This window comes from Reichenbachiella agarivorans (genome assembly GCF_025502585.1).
Lineage (GTDB): Bacteria > Bacteroidota > Bacteroidia > Cytophagales > Cyclobacteriaceae > Reichenbachiella > Reichenbachiella agarivorans.
Window position 1 is genome coordinate 1108377 of sequence record NZ_CP106679.1, and the last position, 26713, is coordinate 1135089.

General features: G+C 42.4%; 16 protein-coding genes. 5 read left to right on the forward strand and 11 right to left on the reverse strand.

Annotated elements, in window-relative coordinates; all coding sequences use genetic code 11:
* Positions 1–45: 45 nt before the first annotated feature.
* Complete coding sequence (guaB, locus tag N6H18_RS04690; protein WP_262310675.1) at positions 46–1515, reverse strand: IMP dehydrogenase; 1470 nt, start codon at positions 1513–1515, stop codon at positions 46–48.
* Between the two features lie 209 nt (positions 1516–1724).
* Between guaB and hemA the strand changes: the two genes are divergently transcribed.
* On the forward strand, positions 1725–2999 hold the full coding sequence (gene hemA, locus N6H18_RS04695) for a glutamyl-tRNA reductase (protein WP_262310676.1): 1275 nt from the start codon (positions 1725–1727) through the stop codon (positions 2997–2999).
* Positions 3000–3001: 2 nt separating this feature from the next.
* Positions 3002–5203, forward strand: coding sequence for a WG repeat-containing protein (locus tag N6H18_RS04700; RefSeq protein ID WP_262310677.1), 2202 nt, complete (start codon positions 3002–3004; stop codon positions 5201–5203).
* Positions 5204–5278: 75 nt separating this feature from the next.
* Here the strand turns inward: N6H18_RS04700 and N6H18_RS04705 are convergent, their stop codons facing one another.
* The 6 genes from N6H18_RS04705 to N6H18_RS04725 all read right to left on the reverse strand — a co-directional run bounded on the left by N6H18_RS04705 (position 5279) and on the right by N6H18_RS04725 (position 12547).
* Entirely contained in the window at positions 5279–6544 is a 1266-nt protein-coding gene (locus N6H18_RS04705; protein WP_262310678.1) for a M16 family metallopeptidase, read from the reverse strand.
* Between the two features lie 4 nt (positions 6545–6548).
* Positions 6549–6827 carry a PorV/PorQ family protein gene (locus N6H18_RS18635; protein WP_316044835.1) on the reverse strand — a complete coding sequence of 93 codons (279 nt, stop codon included), beginning with the start codon at positions 6825–6827 and terminating at the stop codon, positions 6549–6551.
* Entirely contained in the window at positions 6814–7761 is a 948-nt protein-coding gene (gene porV / locus N6H18_RS04710; protein WP_316044836.1) for a type IX secretion system outer membrane channel protein PorV, read from the reverse strand. Before porV ends, N6H18_RS18635 begins: the two co-directional genes overlap by 14 nt.
* A gap of 11 nt (positions 7762–7772) precedes the next feature.
* Complete coding sequence (gene porU, locus N6H18_RS04715; protein ID WP_262310679.1) at positions 7773–11108, reverse strand: type IX secretion system sortase PorU; 3336 nt, start codon at positions 11106–11108, stop codon at positions 7773–7775.
* A 99-nt stretch (positions 11109–11207) separates the two neighbouring features.
* Complete coding sequence (gene pssA / locus N6H18_RS04720) at positions 11208–11903, reverse strand: CDP-diacylglycerol--serine O-phosphatidyltransferase (protein WP_262310680.1); 696 nt, start codon at positions 11901–11903, stop codon at positions 11208–11210.
* Positions 11900–12547, reverse strand: coding sequence for an MBL fold metallo-hydrolase (locus tag N6H18_RS04725; protein ID WP_262310681.1), 648 nt, complete (start codon positions 12545–12547; stop codon positions 11900–11902). Before N6H18_RS04725 ends, pssA begins: the two co-directional genes overlap by 4 nt.
* Before the next feature lie 36 nt (positions 12548–12583).
* Between N6H18_RS04725 and N6H18_RS04730 the strand changes: the two genes are divergently transcribed.
* Genes N6H18_RS04730 through N6H18_RS04740 form a run of 3 tightly spaced genes read left to right on the forward strand, consistent with a single transcriptional unit; the run spans position 12584 to position 17848 of the window.
* Positions 12584–13669, forward strand: a complete 1086-nt coding sequence (locus tag N6H18_RS04730) for an NAD(P)/FAD-dependent oxidoreductase (RefSeq protein WP_262310682.1) — start codon at positions 12584–12586, stop codon at positions 13667–13669.
* 15 nt (positions 13670–13684) lie between these two features.
* Positions 13685–16921, forward strand: coding sequence for a TolB-like translocation protein (locus N6H18_RS04735; protein ID WP_262310683.1), 3237 nt, complete (start codon positions 13685–13687; stop codon positions 16919–16921).
* A 51-nt stretch (positions 16922–16972) separates the two neighbouring features.
* Complete coding sequence (locus N6H18_RS04740; protein ID WP_262310684.1) at positions 16973–17848, forward strand: YicC/YloC family endoribonuclease; 876 nt, start codon at positions 16973–16975, stop codon at positions 17846–17848.
* A gap of 155 nt (positions 17849–18003) precedes the next feature.
* Here the strand turns inward: N6H18_RS04740 and N6H18_RS04745 are convergent, their stop codons facing one another.
* The 4 genes from N6H18_RS04745 to sov form a co-directional block, all read right to left on the reverse strand.
* Positions 18004–18678: a TonB family protein gene (locus tag N6H18_RS04745; RefSeq protein WP_262310685.1), complete on the reverse strand. Its 675-nt coding sequence runs from the start codon at positions 18676–18678 to the stop codon at positions 18004–18006.
* A gap of 78 nt (positions 18679–18756) precedes the next feature.
* Positions 18757–19098: a VanZ family protein gene (locus N6H18_RS04750; protein ID WP_262310686.1), complete on the reverse strand. Its 342-nt coding sequence runs from the start codon at positions 19096–19098 to the stop codon at positions 18757–18759.
* 33 nt (positions 19099–19131) lie between these two features.
* On the reverse strand, positions 19132–19512 hold the full coding sequence (gene gcvH / locus N6H18_RS04755; RefSeq protein ID WP_262310687.1) for a glycine cleavage system protein GcvH: 381 nt from the start codon (positions 19510–19512) through the stop codon (positions 19132–19134).
* A 106-nt stretch (positions 19513–19618) separates the two neighbouring features.
* Entirely contained in the window at positions 19619–26653 is a 7035-nt protein-coding gene (sov, locus tag N6H18_RS04760; protein ID WP_262310688.1) for a T9SS outer membrane translocon Sov/SprA, read from the reverse strand.
* Positions 26654–26713: the final 60 nt, after the last annotated feature.

Genomic DNA, 26713 nt, shown 5'->3' on the forward strand with positions numbered 1-26713 from the left:
AGATAGGATCTGACAAGATATTTTTCATTTCATCTTATCCAAAAACTATCTGGTATAGTTAGGGGCTTCTCTTGTGATGTGAATATCGTGAGGGTGAGACTCTGCCATTCCAGCACCTGTGATCTTCACAAATTTTGCCTTTTTCAAACCTTCGATGTCTCTGGCACCTACATAACCCATCCCAGCTTTTAATCCGCCAGTCAATTGATAGAGCACTTCGGACACCATGCCTTTGTACGGTACTCTACCGACGATTCCTTCAGGAACCAATTTTTTCACATCATCCTCAGCATCCTGGAAGTACCTATCTTTGGATCCATCTTCCATTGCCTCGACAGACCCCATTCCTCTGTAGGTTTTAAATTTTCTACCTTCATAGATGATCACTTCTCCAGGAGCCTCCTCTGTCCCGCCCAACAATGAGCCAATCATGATACAATTGGCTCCTGCAGCGATTGCCTTGACAAAATCACCAGAGAACCTGATCCCGCCATCTGCTATTACGGGAACTCCTCTACCTTCAATGGCTTTGGCTGCTTCGTACACTGCTGATAGCTGTGGCATACCCACACCTGCAATAATTCTAGTAGTACAAATACTACCTGGTCCTACACCTACTTTGATTGCATCCGCGCCTGCATCCGCCAATGCTACCGCTGCTTCTGCAGTTGCGATATTGCCTACGATGACATCCAGCTTTGGAAATTTTTCTTTAATTCTTTTACACGTGTCAATTACCCCTTTGGAATGTCCATGTGCCGTGTCGATAGATACCACATCCACCCCTGCATCTAGGAGTTTCTGTACTCGCAGTTCGATATCGGGAGTCACTCCTACTGCTGCGCCTACTCTCAATCTGCCGTATTCATCCTTGCAAGCATTAGGCTTATCCTTGTTTTTCAGGATGTCCTTGTAGGTGATCAAACCTGTCAAGATTCCAGCATCATTGACGATTGGTAGTTTCTCAATTTTATATTCTTGAAGAATGGCTTCTGCACCATGCAAACCAATCCCATCTTTGGCAGTGATGACCTTGTCTTTGGTCATGATCTCTTTGACAGCCAATTTGACATTCTTCTGAAATCTCAAATCACGGTTGGTCACAATTCCGATCAACTTTCTGTCTTCATTGATGACGGGAATGCCACCAATTTTATATTCTTTCATGCAATTCAGTGCATCTCCGACAGTTGCATCCTCCGGTAGCGTAACTGGGTCTAGAATCATTCCGCTCTGAGATCTTTTGACCTTGCGCACTTGTGCAGCTTGTTGCTCGATGGTCATGTTCTTGTGAATGATGCCGATACCACCTTCTAGCGCCATGGATATAGCCAGTGTCGCGTCAGTGACGGTGTCCATTGCAGCAGAAACCAGAGGAATGTTTAATTTGATATTCTTAGTAAGAAATGTGCTTGTGTCTGTATCACGTGGCAAGACTTCTGAATATCCTGGGAGAAGAAGCACGTCATCGTAGGTGAGGGCTTCAAAAACTAGCTTAGAACTATCGAAATGCATGGGCAAATAACTGTTTTTATTTGCGATGCAAAACTATGGTCAAAAACATGACTTTCATCATAACGCGCTACTTATTTTTCACTTTTTCATTGAAATAAACGATTTAGCACACACTCATTATTTAAAATCAATATAAATAGCAGTATGGCTCAGTCAAGACTTAAGATAATTACGTTTTTGCCTTAATTTTGCGTGTTGGCAAGTGAGTTATGCACAATCAATTTAAAGCAGTAGGATTATCATATAAGAAAACACCCCTCGAAATCCGAGAATTATTTTCGATGGATCAAGAGGCGATCAAAGCATTTTTGAGGCTGTTGGGTGACTATGCGGAAATTTCTGAGGCATTGGTCGTATCTACGTGCAACCGTACTGAAGTGTATTACTCTTCTCCCAATGATCAATTCGAAAACATTGTCAAGCTAATCTGCATTGCCAAGGGGGTCAACGACACACAAGATTTCTCTTCGTATTTCATCAACTATCCTCTGCATGAAGAGGCTATTCAACATTTGTTTGATGTCGCACTAGGGCTAGAGGCTCAAGTAGTAGGTGATTTGCAAATCATCAATCAAGTAAAAAATGCCTACCAGTGGTCTGCTGATGAAAACATGGCAGGACCCTTCGTCCACAGACTGCTACATACTATTTTCTTTACCAACAAGCGTGTAGTTCAAGAAACAGCATTCAGAGATGGGGCTGCATCGGTGTCTTATGCTACAGTAGAGCTCATTGATGAATTGACAGCTGCCATCGACACCCCAAAAATATTGGTTTTGGGTCTAGGAGAAATTGGTGAAGATGTCGCTAAAAATCTAGAAAGAATACAGAACAAAGAAGTCTTTGTTTGTAACCGTAGCATAGAGAAGGCACAGGCTCTTTCGGAAGAGTTTGGCTATCAAGTGATTGATTTTTCAGATTACGCACAAGCAGTAAAAAATGCAGACGTAATCATTTCATCCATTCATGTCACTGAGCCGATCATCACCAAATCAATCTTTGAAAACAACAAAGTACTGAGTCACAAATATTTGTTTGACTTGTCAGTGCCACGTAGTATCGAGCAAGACATCGAGCAAGTCAACGGATTGTTGTTGTACAACATAGACAACATACAAGCCAAAGCTTCCCAAGCTTTGGAAAGAAGGCTGGCGGCCATCCCGCAGGTCAAAACGATCATCACAGAAGCAATTGACGAATTTGGCTCTTGGTCGCAAGAGATGGAGGTCTCTCCGGTGATCAACAAACTCAAAAATGCCCTTGAAGACATTCGAAAAAATGAAATAGCTCGCCACCTCAAAAAGGTCAGTGAAGAAGAGTCTGAATTGATTGACAAGGTGACCAAGAGCATGATGCAAAAAATAATCAAACTACCTGTCCTACAATTGAAAGCTGCCTGTAAAAGGGGTGAAGCAGATTCGTTGATCGAGGTGCTAAACGACCTTTTCAATCTGGAGCAACAAGCTGAAACAATTAAAAAATAAGTGTGAAGGAATTCAAGCGAAGAAGTAGAGCCTTGGCTCTGCTTATATGTCTTCTTCCAATCAGCTCCACCTTTGTCTATGCGCAAAGCCAATACGCCTATTTTCAGGAAAACGGAAAAACTGGATTAAAATCAACCACAGGAGAAGTTGTCATCAGCCCTCGCTTTCAAAAGCTAGGATGGAGTCAAGGACAAAATCTCCCTCTCGCTGAGGTAGTAGGCTACTATGATGGTCTGGCGTGGGGTCTCATCTCTACCAAAGGAAAAAGAATCACTGAAGCAAAATATTACAGCCTAGAGGTAATCCAAGAAAATGTGATTCTGGCCAGCATCAAAGGGCCATTCTCCAACTTGCTCTTCTATGGTACTATCAACACCAAAGGTGAGACCATTCTGGATTTCAAAAATCAATCCATCGAGGTGTACCAAGGACTATTGATCGTCTCTGAGAAAAAAAACCACCAACGCTACTATGGTCTCTATAGTGCTACCAACCAAGAATTACTTCCTAAAGAATACAAGCACATCCATCACCTTCATGGTTCTCTTTTTGTCTTCACCAACAACAAGAATCAAAAAGGGGTCATTCATAAAACCGGAAAGGTCTTGATCAATGCAGAATTGGATAGCATTGGCCGCATGGTAGATGATCATGCCAAAGTCTATCGCTCAGGAAAAACCGGCCTGATCGATGACCAAGGTAACTATCTCTATGAGCCAAAATTCAAAGACATCACCCCTCACAACCGCACCGTACCATTCGATCTGTTTGAGATCAAAAATGAAAAAGATGAGCTAGAAAGTACACATCGTGCTGATTCTGTGGCATGGATAGAAGGTCAATATCTGGTGCTATACCTCAACGGATGGGCGGAAATTTTCAATCTCACAAACGAAAAAGTCTACTCTGGCCCAACTCCCACAGACATCAGCTTATTCAAAGAACACTTAATAATCTCTACACCCACAGAAGCTCAAATCATCACAAAGACACCATATGAGTTCACTCATTTTGATGAAATCAAATTGGAAAGACAATATCTGTTTGGCTACAGAGGTGGAGCATGGAGCATCTACAATGCCTATGGTCGACTCCTGACAGATAAAAAATTTGAAGCCATACAAACAGGAAGCAACAATCTCATACCAGTCAAAAGAAATGGCTACTGGGGCTATGTTGATTTTATTGGAGCGACTGCAGTTGAATTCAAATATGATCAAGTCTCCAACTTCATCGGGAAAATCGCCTCTGTCAGCTACCTCGGTTACAAGCACCTCATCAACCAGTTTGGAGAAGTGGTAGGTGAGGCTTCCTACGATTCCATTTGGATCAATGACAACAACACCGCCCAGGTCAAAATCCGCACAAGAACGGACATCCTCAACTACAATGGAGCAGCACTCTTCCAAACTTACAACCAATTGATCAAGCATGAATTGGGCTATAGAGAAATAACCGAAGAAGGAAAGATGGGTCTCATTAGCCATCATGGTAGGATCATTTTCTATCCAGAATATGAATACATCTCTGACCTGATCAATGACAAATTCCTCATCGTCAGCAACCCTAGAGGTATCAGCGTGACATTAGCTGACGGAGCTACTTTGATTCCCTTTACCAAACGATTTGAAGACATCATATCCATCTCTGAAGGGCTATTGGCGATTCAAAAAAATGGAAAATATGGTTTTATAAATTTTGACCAACAATTGATCATTGCAAACAGATACGACAGTGTGGGTTGGTTTCAAGACGGCTTGGCTCCTGTCAATCTCAATGGTCACTGGGGTTTTATCAACAAGAAAGAGCAACTCGTCATACAACCCAACCTCGACAGTGTTTCACACTTCGAACATGGCATGTCAATCGTCAAACGTGAGCAAGCATACGGTCTCTATACCACTACTGGACAACTCAAAATCCCGATCATCTATGAGCATATTAAGATGACCTCCAACCAACTTTTCATCGCTAAGAAAGAAGGAAAATACGGTCTGTTTGACAGCCACGGCGAAAAACTATTGGACATCTCGTACGAACTAATCACCGAAACCGAAGATGGTCAACTCATCGTACAGAGAAGGGGAAAAACTGGTGTCATCAGCACCCAAGGTCGCTATACTATCCCTCTCAAATATGCAGACATCAAGGAATTGGGAATGAGTAAATATGCCTGCAAAGTCCTAAGCGCTGACAGCTACTGAGATGCTGTTGGCCCAATGCCCATCACTCTGTACAAATCTTGCTTCTTGGAACTAAAATCTGAAATCTGAAAAGAGCTATTTCTTAATCCCAACAATAGAGACGTGTACAGCATCCATGTCAAAGTATTTTTCAATTCCCTGCTGTATTTGTTCAGAATTGACCTGCTGAAGTGCTCGAAAATACTGCTCATAGTAATCGTAGGTCAAACCATGATCATTTATTTTTTTGAACATCTTCATCAATTGGAAGGGAGTATCGATCGACGACAAAAACGAACCTGCCAGGTAGTTACTCACCGTCTCAATCTCATCAGCATCAACCCCTTTGAATTTGAGCAAATCCAGTTCCTTCTTGATCTCTGAGAGGGTATCAAGGGTGTGTTCTGCTTTGATATCCGTAGAGATGACCGCAAAAGAACCGTGATTCAGGTGTAGTGGATAGGAGCTGATCCCATAAGTATATCCTTTTTCCTCACGAATATTTTTCATCAATCTTGACCCAAAATATCCCCCTAAAAAGGTGTTGGTGAGTAAATAATCAAAATACCCCTCTGCTCCTTTATCTGGAATGTGCCACGCCATTCTCAATGAGCTTTGCAAACTTTCCTTCCTCTCAACATAGATTTCAGACTGCCCTATGGTATCAAATGACAAAGAATCCTTGGTTTGATTGGGTAGAGTCACAAACTGCTGCTTGACCTGAGTGATCATCTGATCATCTATCTTGCCAGATAGATACAATTTGGCTTGATTGAATAGATCATTGTGATAATATCCAACGACATCTTCCAAATCAATACAGTCTATATCTGATGCCTTCAAACCATAACCATAGGGATGAGCTACACCATACAGTGCTTCTCGCATCTTTTTGGAGGCGAGCATGTCATTCTTGCCATCATTGACTTTGAGCTGATCTTTTCTGATAGACTGAAGAGTAGCCAATGAGTCCGCTGGAAAAGTAGGTTCTAGTAATATTTCCCTAAATAACTCCAGCACTTGGTCAAAGGTCTTGTTGACGCCATATATCTCAATAGAGACATCGTCAAAACCAGGAGAAACCTCAATAAATGCTCCCAGTGAATCTATTGCTTCGGATATCTCCTTGCCTGATCTCCTTTTGCTACCCTCCAAAAGCATCTTGGCAGTAAACCACGACAGTGCCCGTTTGGATTCGTACCAAGCACCAGATGACAAGACCAGTTCCAATTTGAAAACAGGCTGCACACCGGCATTGATCATGTATAGTGGGATATGATTGTCTAGCTTATCCTCGATTGCTTTTTGTAAGGGAGAATAAGCTATTTCCCCAGCCAATGGGGCAATAGATCGATCAAGCATTCAATTAATTTAAATCTTCTTTGTTTTCTTCCTTGTCAAAATTGAATAACAAGGAGAATCTGATAGTCTCAGCTAATGGGTTGTTTTGCTCGGTTGGGATCAAATAGGAGAAATCAATACCAAATTTTTGATACCTAAAACCCACACCCAATGTAAAATACTGTCTGCCTCCTTTGGACTCTGCTTCGTAGAAGTAGCCCGTACGTGCAGCAAATAGCTCTTTGTACCAGTACTCCGCACCGAAAGAAATCATGATCTCAGCCATCTCTTCAGAAGAATCCATCTGGTGCATCAGAGAATGAACCAAACATGCCGCTGATCAAATTTCTATTGGGATCTTTACCTCTTTCTATGATTCTATTACCATCCTGATCGTAAACAGGTCCATTTTCATCTTCTTCATATACAGGAGGGGTAGGCACCATCAGTTTGTTGAAATCCAAAGCAAAAGTCAGTGTATTGAATGGATCCAATTCCAATTTCAAAGCAGTACCTAATCTCAAATTGATGGGAATAAAATCCTCGAATTCATCCGTACTGTAAGTGACTTTTTGCCCAATATTGGAGATGTGCGCCCCCAAAGCCCAATTAGCGTTGGTTGCTCCCAGTCTTATGTCTTTGTGGTAATAGGTACCAATATCCACTGCTACACTTGTTCCTTTTTGACTGACTCCACTGGTCGCTCCAATCAGATTGGACCAGATGTATCTGGCTGTCACACCAATACCCAAATTTTCACTCAACTTTCTAGAATAAGTAGCATCTACAGCTCCTTCTCTAGGGTTGTCTACCCCGAGCAGATTGCCACTGGCATCTGTCAACTGGATGCTACCCAAATCGAAGTAGCGCATCGATACACCAACAGTCTGAACCCTATCAATTTTGTAAAATCCTGACAAATAATACAATGCCATGTCATTGGTGATGGTCGCCAGCCAAGGAGAATAGGACATAGACGCTCCAAATTTCTGATCAATGAATGCCAATTTACCATTGTTCCAATGGACACTGTTGGCATCAGGAGAAGTTGCCACTCCTGCGTCTCCCATCCCAGAAGCCCTAGAGTCTGGTGCAAAACTTACAAAAGGTACTGCGGTGACGATCACCCTTCTGTCAGGGTCTTGACCGTTGAGCACACCAGATTGTGCCCAAGAATGTGTAGTGCTGATGCACAAAAGCGCTAAAAATATGATGCCTTTGATCCCTTTGTTATTCATACCTCGACTTGTTATTCCAAAACTAGGAGCTTTTGATAGGCCTGTGCTTTGGCACCATCTACCCTGCTTTGAATAAATATTTGATAAATATAGATTCCTTTTTTTACTTTATTCCCATTTGCATCTTGCCCATCCCAAGTAATATCGCTCACCACAAGCGGTGCATCATCCAAATAGTAATCTGTCTTCAATATTGTCTGACCCTGTAAATTCGTAATGGAGATTGATATATCCAACTCTTCTCCCAACCGATCCTGCGAAAATTTAAAGGTTGTTTGATCCAAAAAAGGGTTGGGGTAGTTCATCAAATCAGAAATTTTGATCTCATTCTTGTCTGAGACATAAAACTCGATGCTGCGTTCCACTGGATTATTGTAGGTATCAAAAGCAACCATTTTTAGACGATGCTCTCCTTTGGCCAAATTATACATGGGATAAATGACCCAACCTTCTTGGTAGGTGTCCAGTGCCGCCGTATAATAATTATTCATCTTGATCCCAGTGCTATCATCTAGATACATCACTAGATCATTCCCAAAGCCCAATTTGGAAGTATTGATACCACTTTCGTCAGTGAGTTTGGCCATAAAAACGGTGTTGGAAGCTACCTTTGAACCATTCACAAAATTCACATCTCCCATGTACAGTTCCATGGATGGAGGATCTGTGTCATCTTTGACCCCTTTGACAGATCCACCAATTACAACCTCGTCAAATGCTCCATGTGCATCCCAGGTCTTATTTGTATTCATCGCATAAAAACTGATCTTTCCCTTTCCGAAAGAATAGTTGATGTTTTTTGGGATGATGGTTTCAATGCTAAACACTCCAGCTCTTACTGATGCTTCTCCCTGAAAGAGCACGACATCTCGCTCATCGTAGATGCTCGCACTAGATTGATCACCCAATGTCTTGAATTGTGTAGGTTTGTCAAAAATGGTCACAACTACTGTCCCATCAAAACTGGCATCCAACACCCCGCCAGACATCACCTGCCCTGCTAGCTGATAGCTCCCCAATGCACCCAAACTATCCAGTTGATCCAGCGGCTGGCCATTGATATGAGTCAATTCCACAGCAGCTCCAGCAAATGCCAAACGCATGCTGGCATCACCTAGCAGTGCATAATTTCGATTTCTCGGCCCAGCCAAACTGTTGTTTTTGGTATCTCTCATCAAGTCCCCCAATCTACGGTAGCGACCATCCTCCTTGACCACCAAAGATTCATAAAAAGCTCTATTCATGGTGTAGTTGGTATTAGAAACTACAGCTCTTGTAGACGTCAACATAGCAATCGCTCCCCCTTGGGCATGTCCGAGAATCTGCTCTCCTCCTGATACCTTGGAGGGGTTGTCATAGTTGCCAAATTGGCAAGTAGCAGTGACAAAAAACGGCATCAAATGACGGTTGGACAGCTCTTGGATCATATCCACATCCAATATGCTTTCATCACTGAGTTTGTCTTCATTGCCATGCCCTGTGTAGTTCACAATCAGGGATCCATTGGAAATGGCCTCTGCAAAGGCCGCCTTGGCCTGTGGTGAGCGCTGATCTATGCTGCCAGGTACACCTATCTGCGGATAACTATCGATGAAAACTTTCCTGACATTGAGTTCGGAGTTGGTCGTGTCCAAAAATGTAGTGAGACGATCAGCATCGCGTTGGTGGATATTTGCATCCCCATCATCAGCAATGAAGACTACTTTGTTTCGCCAATTGCCATAAGTCAACTGACTGGACTCATAGCGAATCACCTTGCTGACATACTCACTGAGATCACTGACATTGCGGACAGGAATCCTCCCCACACCAATCTCTAAGGTGTGATCGCCACCAGCACTCTCTACCCACTCCCCTTCGTCATCCTCTAGGAAGCCATAATAATCTTCGGATGAATAACTCTCAATGGGATCAATGGAATTTCTGGCCTCATATACAGGGACATAATTGGTTTTGATAAAAGTACGGTCTTTGTAATCATATGAGCAATCACCCACCAAAGTCACGTAGCGGAGGGTTCCGTACGTATCGTATTGCATTTTGATGAAATCTCTGATCGCTGTGATGTCCTGTCGACCTGAGGCGTACTCGTTGTATATCTGATCCACAGTCACTACGGCAGTTGTGAGACCATCATGAGTTGTCCGAAAATCGGCCAATCGCTGTGCTTCTTGTAGAAACAACCGATGGGTAATGTAGATGACTTCAGCAGCAGCCATGCCATGTAGATTCTGATTGGCTATTTTGGCTTTGGCAATCGGTTTCTTGATTTGAGATTCCTCAAAGGCATAAAAATGTTGTGCATCTCGCTGGGATTGAAATTTCAATACATCACCGGACAGCTGCACCTGTTGTACCATCACTTGAGTGGGATCCGTCACATCCCAGACTTGGGCTGTATTGTCACTTGCTTTGATTTGAAGCACCTCTGCGGTTGTTCCGTAAAAAGACAAAGCACGATGAGCCAGATTCAAGTCATGAACACTCATGACATGGGCATAATCCAAATATCCAGTGCCACTGTTGGACCCGATCACAAAATCAATTTTTAATTCTAGTCGAGTAGCATCAGACAACGTACTTTGAAAAACACTCGCATCAATCACCGCTTGTTCGTCATATTTGTCACCAGAGTAAGGCAACATGCTGAGACTCCCCACACTGTCCCCATTTATGCTAAAGTCAAAGGAAGAATTGACAGTGGCCTTGTACACTGCAGCAGATGCATATACCTTGATGGCAGATCCATCTACCAAGCCTCCCGCATCAAAATTCAATATCAGACTTTTGCTTGAAGATAAAAATGACTCCCCATACCAGTACCTCCCAGAATTGATAAGATTAGTCCTATCTATTTCATGTGCAGAAAATCGTGTGTAGGTAGATTGGGCAACACCCGTGATCTCTCCAACTTGTTGAGAAGACATCCTGATCGCAGGTTCTTCTTTGACAGTCAGAAAATAAAAAGCAGTATCACTGTAAAGATTCTTTTCGTAGAGAAAATCTCCACTGGCTGACTCAAAACTGAGATGATCTGCAGATCTCCCATAAAACAACAGGTAGTCACTTTTGTCAAAAACTCCATCCTCCAAGCCTACCGCCATTATTGCGTTTTCGATCAAATCATCTGGTCTATCTGCCTCATTGGGCTGTGGCAACATCCCGTTAAAAGCATTGCCATAAATGGCGATTTTGCTGACATCCACTTTCTTGCGATCTATTCCTGCCTTGTCTAGCAAACTGGCATCTACACGGTACACGCCGTCTTCCAAAACCGCAATTTTGTACCACGTACCTGTGCTCAGGACAGAGTTGCTCGACTGTCCATAGAGGCAATGAATGGACATCAACCAACAACCAAGAAAAAGATATATATTGAATCTAATCAATGTGTAAAATTATATGGCTCTGCCAGGTTAAGGGATGCCTACCCAAATCATTGACTCTCAAGCTCTGCGTGCATCCAGAAGGTTGACAAAAATAGACCCTATAAAGTAAAACACTATCACAAATGGCAGTGCCAATAACTGAAATGTCGCAATCGCCACTATCGAAGCACCCAAAATGATGTATCTGGCCTCATTGTCTTCCCATCCAAAGTGCTTAAACTTGAGTGCAAGCAATTTCACATCTGTGATCAAAAGACTGGCCATCACTACGGTGATTCCTCCCAACACCCACTGATTGGATAAAATATCTGCGAAAATTGGTTCTACAGCAAGCAGGGGCAGCGTACACAGAAAAAGTGCATTGGCAGGTACAGGCAGACCATGAAAACTATCAGTCTGTCGCTCATCGTTGTTGAACTTGGCCAATCTGAGAGCTGAAAAGACTGCCACAATCAATCCCACATAGGGCAAATACGCCATGACACTGTTGGCCTCAATCATTTTGAACATGACGAATGCCGGCACCACGCCAAACGAAACCATGTCAGCCAACGAATCCAAGTCTTTGCCGATGTTGGAACTAGCCTTGAGCATCCTCGCGGCAAACCCATCAAAGAAATCTGCAATCCCCGACAAAAACACATAGTAGATCGCATGATCATACTGCCCCTCAAAAATGGTAATCAAAGCCAGACAACCAAAGACTAAATTGAGGCAGGTCAGCATGTTGGGGATGAAATTTCTTATGGTCATTTTTTCAAGGCACAAAATGGATTTGAAATTTTCTCTTTACCTATCGTCGTTCTAGGACCATGTCCTGGATATACTTCCATATCATCTGACAGACTAAACAATTTGTCATGGATACTCTGAATCAAAGTATCAAAATCACCGCCTGGCAGATCTGTCCTCCCTACACTCCCATCAAACAACACATCACCACCAATACAAATATTTTGAGCCTTGTTGACCAAGACCACGTGTCCTGGTGCATGACCTGGAGTAAACAAGACTTCCATTTCGCTGTTGCCAAAAGTTATCACATCACCCTCTTTCATTCTGTGCTCAGCCTCCGTTTTTTGATACTCAGTAAAACCATACGCAGGAGCATAGACCTCAACAGACCTCAATGTCGCTTCGTCTTCGGCATGAATATACAGCTCTACGCCATACTTTTTCTTCACAAAAGCATTGCCCAAGACATGGTCTATGTGACAATGTGTATTGATTAGTTTGGTGACTTTGAGCTCATGCTGTGCTACAAAATCCACCAACTCTTGTCGTTCGGTATCCTCGTAACATCCCGGATCTATGATCAACGCCTCTTTGGTTTCATCAAAAAGAACGTATGTGTTTTCATAAAAAGGATTAAAAACGAAATTGTGTATCTCAATCATTGAATTAAATATAATATCTGCAAATTTGACCTAATATTGGTCAATCACAAAATCTCAGAATATTTGAAGGACTATCTGATCATCGGTCATGGTCTGGCGGGGGCTGTGCTTTCTCAACAATTGTTGGAAAAACAACAGCAAATTACCGTCTTGGATCTGCCCACATCCAACCATTCATCCAGCGTCGCAGCTGGACTGTACAATCCAGTCACAGGTCGTAAGATGGTCAAAACTTGGATGGCAGACGAACTATTTCCTGTCATAGAGCCATTTTACCGCCAATTAGAGCAACATCTGAATAGTTCGTTTTTGTTAGACATTGGGATTTATCGCCCTTTTGTTTCCTTTGAAGAACAAAATGATTGGGATGCCAAACAATCAGATGACAAATACACGCCGTTCATCAAATCCATCAGAAAAAAAAATCTGGATAGTGTTTCTCTTCATGATCCTTTTGGTGGCATTCATCTCAACCATGCTGGTTTCGTAAAAATCCCACAGCTGTTGCGAGCCAGTCGGGCGGCTCTCATCCAAGCTCATGTGTGCGAAGAAAAGTATTTTGATCAATCCCAACTAAAAATAAAATCAGACCACATCACCTACGAGAACATTGCCTACAGAAGGCTTATTTTTTGCAATGGCATAGAAGCACTCCAAACCGAACTGTTTGGATGGCTACCCATGCACCCCGTCAAAGGTGAAATACTGAAAGCCAAAATGGGGAAAAAAATCACTACAATACTCAACAGAGGCGTATTCATCCTCCCTCTGGATCATGAGCATGTACGAATTGGCTCCAATTACCAAAACCACTTTGACAATATACTACCCACCGAAAAAGGCAAAGAAGAAATCCTCCAAAGGCTCAATGGAGTCCTCAACGAGCCTGTCACAATTGTAGATAGTACGGCGGGAGTTCGACCTGCGACAAAAGACCGACGTCCGATCATTGGAAAACACCCCGAATATGAACATATTTATATCTTCAACGGTTTTGGATCCAAAGGTGTCTCATTGATTCCTTACTTTTCGAAGCAATTCATGACCTATTTGGAAACAGAAAATGGCCTCATACATGACGTCAATGTATCGAGATATTATAAAGCATACAACAGTCGATAATCAGAAGTCTCTCGAATGAGAAAAATTGTACTTATAGCATACATATTATTCCTGACCTCTCAGGCTGTCATTGCACAGTATCAAAGGCAGAATTTTGGGCAAAACCGGGTGCAGTACAAAGATTTTGACTGGTACTATTACGGAACAGAGGACTATGATATTCATTTTTACAATCAAGGAGAAGAATACGCAGAAGTAACCCTGGAATTGCTAAAAGAAGAATTTGAAAAAATCACCGATCTCATCGGGTATGCCCCCTTTTCCAAAAGTGAGATTTTCATCTACAACTCTCATACCGACCTGCTCCAAAGCAACATAGGGGTAGGCTCTCCTTCTTTTACCATCGCAGGTGAAACGAAATTCGTCAAGCTCCAAGTAGAAATAGCCTATCCAGGCAATATGCTAGATTTTAAGAAAGAACTCAAGTACAAAATCTCCAAAATGCTCCTAGAGGATATGATGTTTGGGGGCAGTTTGACGGAGATGTTTCAGAGCAATTACCTCCTCAATCTACCCGAATGGTTTATCAATGGAGCCGAAAATTATATAGCATATGGATGGGATGTCACCATGGATGATTATGTGAGAGATTATTTGGTCAAAAAGAAAATTCGAAAATTCTCCAAACTAGAAGGAGAAATGGCAACTCTCGTAGGCCAGTCTGTATGGAACTACATCGCTATCAAATATGGCAACAGCAACCTGAGCAACATCCTCAACCTCACCCGAATCATCCGAAATACCGAACACAGTGTCGCCAGTACACTGGGGATTTCGTTTAGGCAGTTTATGTATGAGTGGGCAGAATACTACGGCATCCCCAACGAAGAGTTAGATGCCAGCTACATCTCTCCAGACAAAGATGATAAAATCATAGGTGTCAGAGGCAAAATCACCAAACTCACAGATCTCAAACTCAGCCCTGATGGGAATCAGCTGGCCTATGTTCAGAATTATAAGGGCAAGTACAAAATCATCATTAGAGACATTGCCAAGGGCAAAGAACGTGTGGCCATGACTGGAGGTTATCACTCTATAGACCAAGAAGTATCCTACAAATTGCCCTATATTGATTGGATCAGCAATACACAAATTGGCGTGCTCACCACATGGTATGGCAAAAACTACCTTGTCACTTACGACATTCCTACACGCTCCAAACAAAGAAAATCACTCACCCGATTCAACCAGATCAACCAAATAGACTTCAATGACAATGGCAAACTAGCTATAGTGAGTGCAGATGTCAAAGGCCAAACTGACCTCTATTTGATCAGTATGAAACGCAATGCCATCAAGCGTCTCACCAAAGACAGTTGGGATGACCTCTACCCACAGTTTATTCCTGGTACAGATGCCTTTGTCTTTAGCTCCAACCGAACAACTGACACGCTCAATATCACCACGCCTGCCATCCATGAGATGCCCGAGATTCTCAACCTATTTGCCTACGATTTGGACACCACCACCAATGTTTTGTACAGGATGACCAACACGATCAGCAACGAGACCTACCCTGTGCCAGTAGATGATGAGCACATTTATTTCTTGAGCGATCTCAAGGGAATCAACAACGTCTACAGCTATAGCTTCAAAGACAGTCTGTATCATCAAGTTTCTAATTTCCGCACCAGCCTCAAACAATATGACATCAACCCCAACACGCATGATTTGGCTTTCTTGATGCTCAATGATGGAAAAACCAAACTCTACTTAAACGAAGAATATAATCTGGATCAGCGCCTGTTCACTCCACCCACGCTGAGACATCAAGTCAAACAAATAGAATACATTAGGAAAAAAAGAGAAGAAAGAGCTACACAGGAACTACTAGAGCAGAAAAAAGCTGAAGCAGAATTGGAAAGTCAAATGCAGCATGAAGCCGACAGTACACAGGCCATGATGGATGAGAATTTTATCGATACCGACAATTATCAGTTTGAAGATGAGCCAGAAGAAGAAGAAATAAATCAGCAGCGGTTTTCCTTTCTCTCTATCTATGAAAAAATACAGAAAGAACCAACCGTCACGGGACCTCTGCCATATGAAACGAGCTTCACCGCTGACAACCTCGTTACATCCTTTGTCATCGATCAGTTGCGTGGTTTCGGTATCTTGGTCGAAACCCAAATGACAGATGCACTCGAAAACCATAAATTCAACGGGGGATTCTTGGCCATTACTGACTTCAGGAGTGGCGATTTCTTTGCGGAATACAGCTACCTAAAACACACCATCGACCTTCATGCCCGCTATGACCGAAAAGTTGTGTACAAAGAAAGTTTCAGGCTTTCCAATCAAGCAGGTGATCAAGATATACGCCAAAAATACAAGCTCAATACATTTACCGTGGGAGCAGCACTCCCAACCTCTGTATCATCAAGATTCGAAATTGATGGATTCATGGAATTTACCAACTATTACAATCTGAACCCTGATATTCTGGCTACTAGGCCTGCAAGAGAGGGAATCATTCTAGGTTCCAGTTACACCTATGCGGGATTCAAAGCTGCATGGGTATTCGACAATACTTTGGTCAATGGATTGAACCTATTTGAAGGATCCAGAGGAAAAGTCTCGTTTGAGCATCATCAAGCCCTCAATGATCATACGCGTAGTTTTAGCAATTTCAATGTAGATCTGAGACGCTATCAAAAAATACACCGTGAACTCATTCTAGCCACACGAATATATTATGGCTCTTCATTTGGGCATAGACCCAAAACCTATATGCTAGGAGGAATGGACAACTGGCTATTCAATGACAAAGAAAACTCAAATCAAACCAGTTCTCCGCTGTACTACAGCAACTTCAAAGACAATACAGATGTGCTCTTCACGGAGTTTGTCAACCTCAGAGGTTTCAATTACAATCGCTTCAACGGTGAAAATGTCCTGACTGCCAATGCAGAATTGAGATTCCCAGTAGTCAAATACTTCACCCGAGGGACGATCAAATCCAACTTTCTTAGAAACCTTCAATTCATAGGATTTTATGACATTGGTTCAGCATGGACTGGTGTATCCCCCTTCAATGAAAACAATACTGTGGATACCAAACTCGTCAGAGAGCCTGGGTCACCATTTGAAGCCGTCATCAAAACTAGCAGAAACCCATGGCTACAAAGCTACGGATTTGGTATGCGTACGGTCCTCTTGGGATATTACCTCAGAATGGACGTAGCACGACCCATCGAAGACTACAACCTAGAGTCTATGAAATTTTACCTCTCCTTGGGATATGACTTTTAATCCATAGAAAATCTGATTTTTTAAACTCCCATTTATTCGTGATTTTTGCGCATGATAAAATCAATGACAGGTTATGGGAATGCCAATTTTGAGAATGATCAAATTAGCATTCAGGTCGAAATAAAGACACTCAATTCGAAATTTTTTGACATCAACACCAAGTACCCCAAAGAAATTTCTTCTTTTGAACATGACCTGAGAAAAATCATTTCAGACCGCCTCATCAGAGGAAAAGTCAGTTTTGTCACGGAGCTCACAACCAAATCTGGCACTGCGCAAGCCATGAGGATCAATCCTGAGCTATTCCAGCATTACAAAAATCAAATCCTCGCAGTGACTGAAGGCATGAATGTCTCAGATGCTGACATTCTTCAATCTGTGATGAAAACTGGGGACATCTTCGAACAGCCAGAAGGCAAAAAAGATGTGATCGATCAGCAACTCATGGTCAAACTGGTCAATGAAGCTCTCGACAAATGTGAAGCATTTAGGCTACAGGAAGGCAATTCTGCACAAATAGCACTCAGTGCCTGTTCGGATCAAATCAGCAACAAATTAAAAGAAATCAAAGAGTTGGATCCCGTTAGAATTGTTCAAATCAAAGAAAGAATCAACGAAGGTCTGAAGGAACTCTCTTCAGGAGAAAAATCTGACCCTAATAGATTTGAGCAGGAATTGATCTACTACATAGAAAAATTAGATATCTCAGAAGAAATTGTGAGACTCGAAAACCATATCAAGTTCTTTAACATCACGCTTGACGAAAAAGAGTCTCAAGGCAAAAAGCTTGGTTTCATTAGCCAAGAAATGGGCAGAGAGATCAACACCATTGGCTCAAAAGCGAACAATTCTGACATTCAAAAACTCGTGGTAGAGATGAAAGATGAACTTGAAAAAATAAAAGAACAAGTCCTCAACGTCATCTAGGTTGTAGCACTGCTAGTGATACTGAATTTACGTGCTATCCAGTGTCCTACCCACCATTTGAAGAGAAAATCATGAACACACAATAGGGTATAAAACCAAAGAAGGTCTGACGATATCGTCAGACCTTCTTTGGTTTTATTGAGAATAATTGATGATTAGCTCAACTTGAAAGTGATAGGAAGAATCATCCTTACCTTCACTGCTCTACCTCTTTGTTTTCCAGGCTTCCATTTTGGAGCACCTTCTAGTACTCTTACTGCTTCTTCGTCACAACCTGCGCCGATTCCTTTGATCGCTCTGACCTCAGTAATAGACCCGTCTTTGTCCACAACGAATTGCACAAAAACTCTACCCTCAATACCCATTCTTCTTGCTTGGTTTGGGTATTTCATGTTTTGACCAACATACTTGTAGAATGCTGCCATTCCACCAGGAGGTGCTGGTTGATCTTCAACTATGTCAAAGACCTCGTCTGCTACCTCTTCTGCTGGAGCATCGTCAAATACGATGTCTTCGATGACAGTAGTTTCCGTAATTTCCACATCCAACTCTACTTCGATCTCTTCTTCGATCTCCTCTTCATCAGGCACCTCTACGATCTGAGGTAGCTCAATTTTCGGGGGTGGCGGAGGTGGTTGCTCCGTAGGAGGAATCTCCATAATATCTTCAAAATTGTCATCAACTTGTCCAAGGTCTACCAAGTCACCGTCATCGTAAAACTTCCACTCGAAAGCAGTAATCACGAGAACTAAACTGATAGTAAGGCCAATGTTGAAGAACATCCCTGCCTTTCTTCCAAGGTCAATTTGCGGGTTTTTCTTTACCTCCATTTTCCTATCTTTAGTTTTCTCAAATTCTATTGTCAATAAGTAACTTCAAATATACACAACAGAATTTCATTTCCATATTTATTGATTTATTTTCCAAAACTTTGTCAACACAAGTCCTAATAGGCCGCCAGTTGCATCCGCAAGGATGTCATTCCAGTCAGCTGTTCGGCTAGGCACATATAGCTGCAACCACTCGGTCATGACAGCAAATACTACTACAGCTACAAAAACAAGTAAAAAATGTCTATTAGTAGCCCTTCCATTGCCTATAGCCAAAGTGGCCAAAAAAGCCCAAATGAAGAACAAAGTAAAATGTATGACTTTGTCAAAATGTGGGATCTGCTGTAACCATGACATTTCGCCATCCGAAGGTCTCAACAACAAAAAAAGGATGGTGATTGTCCATCCTAACCACGTCATTCGGTAGCTACTTTGACTCAGTCTGATCACTATTTATTGACCGATGAGTTCTTTGTATGCTTCCGCTGATAGCAACTCATCTACTTCACTCAAATCTGAGGCTTTGATTTTAATCATCCAGCCATCTTCGTATGGAGCAGAATTGACCAATTCTGGTTCGCTCTCTAGCTCTTCATTGAACTCCAACACCTCTCCTGAAACAGGCATAAACAAGTCAGACACAGTCTTGACAGCCTCTATCGTACCGAAAAGTTCACCTTTGGCAATTGTCTCCCCTTCTGTTTCTATCTCTACATAGACGATATCACCCAGCTCTCCTTGGGCAAAATCAGTGATACCTACAGTCGCCACGTCACCTTCGATGCTCACCCACTCGTGATCTGCCGTGTATTTCAAATGATCTGGAATATTCATTTTTGAATAAGTTTTGTTTAAGAATTAATATCCATCAAAATTAAGCCTAAAAAGTAAAATAACGATAGACGGGAATAGATATTCACAATCTCTGCTAGGCGTCTTGCTACTGGGCAAGACTGAAGCGCACTTGGACACCAAATGAAGAAGACGATCTATTGTATGAACTAGAAATTTTAGGTTCGTTGATATTCTTTTCAAAATACATGGTCAGGTTGAGTTTTTGACTGGCCACATAGCTCAACGTAGGACGTACTTGATAATTGATATTACCATCAGTAATGGTGTTTCCATCTTCAATTTTGCGTTGGATCGTCTTGGTATCTCTGATTGTGAAACCCATTCTAAATGCCAGCTGATTGTCTACAGCAATGGTTCTTCCTTTGACTTTGAATGGAATCTTCCAAGTATCTTTGGTGATCCCGATATCAAACGAAATGTTGTTGCTCTTGATCTCTCGGACCTGTGTATTGGACAAATCAAAACTGATACTCCTCTCCTTGGCATAATCAACCTTGCCCGTAAACATCCCTTTGGTTCTGACACTCACACCAATCAATGGGGAAAACCGTTCTACGATATCAACCTGACTGATGATATAGACAGGTATAAGTTTGCCATCATCTCCAGGCTGAGTTGCTCTAGGGTAATCCAATATATCATTGGTCAAATCTAGGTCAGCTACATTGCTGTATTTCAAAGAATTGGAATAATTGGAGACACTAAAACTGGAAGTGTAGGCATGCGTCAAATTGACGGAACTAAATACTTCTTTGATACCCGCCAACTTGCTCAGTCCTGCATAGTCCACCCGCCAGTTGGGCATGGGTGTTTTGGGAAAAGGAAGAAGATTGATAGTATTCGCACTTTGATCGGTATAGGCCGCAATCAATGCAGGAATCAGTACGTCTTGCGAATTGATGGCATACTCACCTGCAGGATTGGCTGCATTTTGTCTTGCTTGTACAATGGCTCGATTCTCCACAAACTGCTCAAACACATCCGAAACATTCTCACTATTGTCCTTGGAAAAGGCAGTAGCAATCGGCAAGAAACTGATCGTATAGCTACCTGTACGGGTTGGGGTGAGAGAATTAAAAGTATTGACTGTCAAGCTATCCCATCGATAGATTTCCTGATATTCTGCTCGATTGTTTCGCTTGGCATCTATTTGGATTCTGAAATCTTTGAACGGTTCTACAGCTGCACGCAGATTGATGTCCTCAGTCCTCGATTGTATAAATGGAGCCGTAAACAATCCATTTTTGACCAACCACTCCTCCTTGGCCGCTCGTGTCCTGATCTCTGGATCTTGGCTACCTAAAACAAAGTCCCAGCCTGGCGCATTAAAATCACGATCCATACCCAGCATATATGGACTAGGCAGCATACCAGGCAGACTCGTCGATTCTTTGAGGCCATAGGTCAAATTGATCGATCGCAGTGCCATCATCAGCCTCATGACCCCCTTGAAAGCATCCATCCCGCCAGTAGATCGGACAGTATCGTAGCGAGACGTCCTAGAGCGGCTCGGTGGCTTGTTGATGTTGCTTAAATACTTGGATTTGTTATAAAGCCGTACAAAATCAACTTTACCACTGAGGTCTTGTCCTCTCTGGTTGGATATGACATTACCAAACTCTTCTACTTGATCGATGTTTCCTCCAGTCCAGGTGTAGTCCACAGAATAACGGTAATCTGCACTCATCCAGTCCGTCAACGGAATTTTGTCCAATGGCAGTCGGTAATTTAAACTGATATTTTGGTTGTAGTTTTTGATCCTACCCAACCTTTTGATGTTGGACCAAATCGAATCTCGTTTGGCATCTGTATCAATATCACCTTCAGGCTCATCAATGATGGCCCTAGCTGTCGCATTGTAATTCAAGCTGAGGTTTTTGAAAAGACTCCATCGTACATTATAGGAGCGATCAAAGGTGAAGTACTTTTCGAAGTTGGGATCTATCCCGTCTGTGGTCAAGTCCGAATTTCGCAATTGAGTCTTTTGAAATCGCCTGTCCATCGATGCTCTGAAGGAGAAGCTATTGGGCAATGGAGAGAAATTGATGTCCTTTATCATCTTGAGATAAGGACTAGAAAAAGCCTTCGTCTCTTTGAAAGGCTCGATGCTCGGTGCCTTGGTTGTATAATTATAGGCCACGCCACCTGAATACTGTTTATCTACCCTTTGGGCTGTGTTGACATTCGAAGATTTTTGCTCTGAGAATGAATAATTGAAAGAGAAATTTTCTACGTCATACACATGAGACTTGGCATCCTGCTTGACTTTTTCCTTCCTGACATTGATGAAATTGATACTCCTGTTAGTCGTCTGAGAGATAACCTTTTCTCGGTATTCATCTTTCTCTTTTTGTGTATCGAACTTCTCCAAAGAGGCCTCCAATGGTATATCATCGTCCAAAGGATCATAACGAGGTGTCTCGACGGATTTAGATGTACTCACGAACATTGGAATTTTAATTCCTGTCTCTACAGGGATGAGTTTGTCTACATTGACGTTGGCCGATAGGTCATATTCAAAAGTCTCCTCTCTGGTTCGCTCTGAGATTGTTTGTTGTATTCCACCAAAACCAACGGAAGTATATCGAGTAGCTGCATTGAGCGTAGCAAAGTCTGCCAATTTCACATTCATCTGTGCATTGGCAGCCCAGCCCTTTTCTTTGTCAAAATCCGTGAGTCGCATTTCGTTCACCCAGATACATACGGATTTGCTCCCCTTATCATCAGAGGTTGGATTTCTCACCCCGATCATCATGTCAGTCACTCCACTCAGCTTGGGATTACCGATGATGCTCAATTTGTATTTACCATCACTAGACAATTGAGTATAACGTCTCGTCACATCAAAATCGTCAGCATTCCGCGCAGACTTGAGCGTATGGAGTTCATTGAGCGCAATGTTCATTTCATTTTCCTCAGGCCAAATATCCCTATCTGTATAACTAGACAAGCCATTGGGCGTGATTTTGAGAGGCACTTCGATTTCGTAGTAATTATTAGTCTGGTCAAAACCCAAGCGTACAAAAGCACTGACTTCATCATCCAAAATCATTTCTCCTTGGTTAGATTCAGCATGGAAAAACATCTTCAACTTGCCATAATTAACCATATCTAGGTTTAAAGAGTTTTTATATGCAGAGCGCGCATCTCCGTCATCCACATCCTCTACACAAAGCTTGAGTGATTGCTCATTGACACGTCGAGTGACCGAAGTAGTGTTGTCTAAATCACGATTGATGCCTGGCGGCACCATATAGGGGGGTACTCCTCCAGCGGGTGAGCTATTTTGTTCTACTCCTACAACCGACAACTCAAAATCCGAAGAGACCACCTCTGGGATCTCACCCAAACCAGACTCGGCTAGGTCCAGAGTGTATTTTCTCCACTGACTGGCGACCATCTGAAAACGCGCCATTCTCAGTACGACTGGATTCTCCCAACCTGTCATATACATCCTCATGTATCTCAAAAATTGCATGTCAGGTGATCCAACTGCCGTTCCTTTGTTGATCGGAATCCTAAACAAGTACCAATTGGCGTCATCATCTATGACCTCATCTACTACATATCCTTCACCCGCTTTCAAAGAGTTCGTATTAATTGGGATTCGGTATTCGAAATAGGATTCTGTCTGGTTGACAAAATTGTCTTGGTTCAAATCTTCATTGTCAGGAATGTTGGTTGCCGAAGAACTATAGGAGCTGTTGTTGGATTCTACTGGAGAGTTGCCTTCCTGTCCATTAAAGTGCTTATACCTCTCCAATATTTTAGCGTTGGAAGCGCTATACTCAGGATCCAAATAATGCTTGAAATCATCCGCAGAAAAATCACTCTTGATTTGATCTCTTACAGCTCCTGATGGCAGTGCACTTTCTGTAATATTGAGTTTATTACTGAAATACTCAAATTCTTCAAAATCAGCACCATTTACAGACTTCAAACCATCCAAGCCCACATCTTGATTGGATCTAGCAGAACTGGAGTTGTCAAAGTATTGAGTCAAAAACTGCTGTGTTGTCACTCTGCCCCACTCGGTATCTTCAGTATTATCTATTCCTCCATTGGCAGGTAGCCCATTCTCAAATGCATGCTTTACATCCGGTAGCACATCCTCAGATACTTCTCCTAGATTAAGAATCAAATACCCATTTTGGTCATTGTTGGGTTGATTGATAGTACCATCCAGTACAGGGTCATTGCTAAAGGGATTCATCAACCAAAATTCGATGTACTCAATGTTGTTTTTGGTGAAGTCTACACTGGTAGGTACGGCTCTTGTAATCGCTCCAAATTTATCAGAGGGATTCCTGAGACGACCGTCTTGATCTAGTTCACTGGTGTTGTAGTTGTATGGTCCTCTTTCACTAGGGTAATACGCCAAATCAAAAATTCTCTCTGGCACATTGACAAAGGACAAGTCTTGTTGTTTGAATATATCTTGTGGATAGACTGGTTTGACATAGTTGTTTTTCAAATCATCCTCCTTGAGACTACTAGGTCTACTGTTCCCATAGAGGGTCTGATCGATCACATACCAAGCCAGCTTGGCTCTTTTGAATCCAGCTCCCAAACTACTATTGGGGTCTGTGACCTGAAATGCTTCTGGAGCAGCTCCCAAACTCCAAGAGGTATGATTACCATCAAGTCGGAAAGGGGTCGCAGCATTCTCAAAGTCATCGACATAAGATGTCCCCTCTCCATCTACTTCATTGGAAGTGCCTGGGATCAATTGTGCAAACTCGCCATTGAAGGTAACAGTCGATGTCTCTTTGGTGCTGATCAGCGGGAGAGCATCCACCATCTTGGTCAGGAGCCGTGAATCTTCCTGAAAATTAACATCAAATCCATATTTGGTATTGCTGATTGGTTCATTACCCATGCTGTAGCGAGATACACCACCAGTTCGCTGTTCTAGATGCAATAGGGTAGCTCCAACATTGATTTTATCATTGAATTGATAGTCCAAACGTGTCCCAGTCAACCATTTGGATTGAAAACTAAACAAGTCATCAACTTCATAGGTGATGTTGATCGTTTTTCCTGAGTTGAGTACCCCTTCGTTGAGAATTGTGACCTGTCCAGATCCAAGGTAGCTTACCTCATAGTCCAACCCTTCGGTGAGCAAGGTACTCCCTGCGGTCACAGTCACTGAGCCTTCTGCAATATTGAAACCTTCTAGATTGTACACATTCCTTGCGCTTGAGGAATAATTGCCTGTCAATCGAAACTTATTTTTGGCAGACACTTGCTCGGCCAGTGTTTTCGTCCTATCATAGAGTTCTGAATAGACATATTTGTCTTTCAAGTTTTGTTCGGTGCTGATAAAAGCCGCTTCCAACGTCGTGCCAAAAGGCTCCAATACAGGGAAAATGATGTTACCATATTCCTCGTCAAAGGTAAGCCCATCTATAAAGTCAAAATTACCATCTGGCTGATTGTCTCCGTTGACATTGAGTTGATCCAATTTGAATACCCGAATCAAAGGAATGTTGTTAGTGTTTTGGCCCTCGTTGAGATTGGGTGCATCGTAGTTGTTGATATCATCTCGGTAATTGATTCTCAACTCAAATCCTTCTTGGTTGATCCGAGAGCCACCTAAGTTGTAGATGTTTTTCATCGCCAAGTCCCAAATCGGTACATCAGTCGTGGTATTCTTGGCAGGCAAAAGGAGTTTCAATACAATCAAATCTTCATCAGGTCGAACTTGGTAGTTCTCAGACAATTCTCCCACCTGATAGGGCGTAGAAATACCGTTGTATGTGTATTCATAAGATACAGCCAAAACCTCTCCTTCTCTCAGACGACTGTTCAAAGTCACATAACCTAACCTGTCATTGAATGTATATTCAGATTGATCCAATTTTTTGACGCTTGGACGTGCTTCAAAATCGACCCCCTCTGTCATCTGGAACTGAGAATTTTTAAGATAGTCTGCAACTGTGGAGATATCCCTGATTGCTGGTGCACCATTGATATCTGCATACAAATTGTTGGCACCATTGTCATTGGGTTCGTTGGCTTGCGCAATCATGCCATTGGTGTTACCTATCTTAACGGGCTCTCCCAGATCTGTAAATGCCACGATACCTCTCAGTCCAGAGGTCTCCGTTTGTTGCTTGACTACATAAACCTCCAATCTAGATATTTTCACTCCAGACACTACGTTGGGAATGTTTTTCAACCATTTTTCATAGTTGTCTCTGAAGAAGTGGCCGAGAAAAAAGTGGCGGTATTGATCATAATCTGAGGCCCTAATATCAAAAGGGGTCCCTTCTGTACCATTGCTGAAAGACTTGGTTTTGGAACTCCCCTGTTGTCTTGATGCCAGTGCTGTCACATAGAGCTTTCCAAACTGCAATTGTGTCTTCACACCAAACAAACTCTGCCCTCCTGTAATCAGTGTATTGGCAATCGGCATGCTGACATTACCTAACTCTATCTTTTTGATAATATCCTCTTCATAACCTGTGTATTCGATTTTCAAGTTGTTTTGAAAATCAAAAGAATTGTTGTTGTCGAAATTGGCTGTCACGGCCAATTTCTCTCCCACTTTTCCTACGACATTCATGGAAATCTGCTGGTTATAATTGAACCCTCCAGTTCGTTGATTTCTAGTTGGTACATTTGGGTTTTCTATGGTTTGCCATCTCCCACCAAAGTCCATATTGACAAACCCTGTGGGTTGAATATCTACATAGTTACCACCAAAAATCCTGTCAAACATCGGGCTGATGTAGATCAATGGTATCAATCTCCTCCCACTGACAGCACTCTCCCCATCCAAACCTGCGGATCGTTCTTGCCAATACTGTCTTTTGAGCTGTTCATCTTGATAGGCTCGGTATTGCTCGAAAGTCATCGTAGACCTAGGGCGGTAATTCAGCGCACCAACCTTCTCATGAATTGTGTAATTGTTGTTGGAATCCATCTCTACCTCCACGGTCATGTTTGAAGGATCCTTGAGCTGCAGGGGGGTATGGCTCTGAGAGTTTGAAAATGGATCCCCATGTCTATCATCATACCTAAAGGTGGGCTGATAGGTAGGTTTGTATTCTTTGGATTGCTTGGTTGTATCAGACTGAAAGGGGATTTGCTGCCACGCATACGCAGAAACACCCATCAACAAGCAATGGGTGAAAATAGTAACAAAGCGTATGTGGAATTTGACTCTGATCAAACT